Origin of the sequence: Paramagnetospirillum marisnigri (assembly GCF_001650715.1) — a bacterium.
Taxonomy (GTDB): domain Bacteria; phylum Pseudomonadota; class Alphaproteobacteria; order Rhodospirillales; family Magnetospirillaceae; genus Phaeospirillum; species Phaeospirillum marisnigri.
The window spans coordinates 1-1095 of the sequence record NZ_LWQT01000009.1; the positions used below are offsets into that span (position 1 = coordinate 1).

The 1095-nt window shown below is 54.2% G+C and carries 2 protein-coding genes; both read left to right on the top strand.

What is annotated here, in order from left to right:
* A partial coding sequence (locus tag A6A04_RS00055; RefSeq protein ID WP_216636062.1) for a hypothetical protein occupies positions 1-411 on the top strand: 411 nt, incomplete at its 5' end.
* 13 nt (positions 412-424) lie between these two features.
* Positions 425-1095 (top strand): vWA domain-containing protein (locus tag A6A04_RS00060; protein ID WP_156612393.1); only part of this gene is annotated, 671 nt, incomplete at its 3' end.

The following is a 1095-nucleotide window of genomic DNA, read 5'->3' on the forward strand; positions in this document are numbered from 1 at the left end:
GATCTCACCCGGACCAAGGACGCTCTCGACGAGAGCATCACCACTCTCTTGTCTCGGCAGCGTGAGATTGAGGCGGAGATGGCCGAACTGGATCGGGACATCGACGAACGCCGCCGGGAAAAATTATCTGAGATGGAAGCGGCGGTAGCCGCGCAGAAGGAATTGGCACTGTCCAAAATCATGGCGTGGACGGAGTCCGAGAAGTCGCGGCTTCAGGAACGGTTCGAGAGTAGTTACCAATCCGAGCTCACCGACCTGCGGCGTCAGTTGATCGAAAAAGTTACTGCCGAATTCGACAGCATCCATGAATACTTTTCGGCCTTTGCCTCGGAGCGCAAACTCATGGCCGAGAATGAAATCAAGGATTTCCTGGCGGAGAAGCGTTCGACCATCCTGTCCAACCTCGAATAGACAGGAGGCGAACATGCTTGCTCGCACCATCCGAACTGTCGCCTTAATTGTCTGTGTTCTGGTTGGTTCGGTTGGATCGGGTTCGGCCCAGGAACAACCGGATATCATGATCCTGTTCGATCAATCGGGGTCGGTTGGAAAGCATGACCCAAAGCTTGCCTCAAAGGCTTGGCTTTTGACCTTCCTGAAGACGTTCGACAATCCCTATAAAATCGAAGTCGTCGGCTTTGATGAAGCCCTTTACCGCCACCTTGCCGTTGAGCGCGATACCGCCACCGACATCAAGGCCCTGAACCAAGCGATCGACGAAATCGAGATGGCTGGCAAAGCGACCGACCTGGAGATGCCCTTTCGATATCTTCTGAATTTTGCCAAGCCCTCCACCAAACTGGCGATCATCATATCCGATGGCGAGCCAGAAATTTGGGATGCCAAGCTGGGCTATCTCAGCAAGGAGGTTCAAGCGGACACCCGCTATGACGACCTGAACCGGCAGTATCAGCAGATGAAGGATGCCGGGGTATCGAAGCGGAAGCGGTTTGAGAAACTCGGCGCTCTTTACCACGCTCGCAATATCGAACTGATCGAAGGCCAGTTGCCGGGCATCGCCAAGTTGATCGGAGATAGGCTTATCATCTGGGATTTGTCGGGAACCTCCTACTATCTCAAAACCTGGGCCAAGGC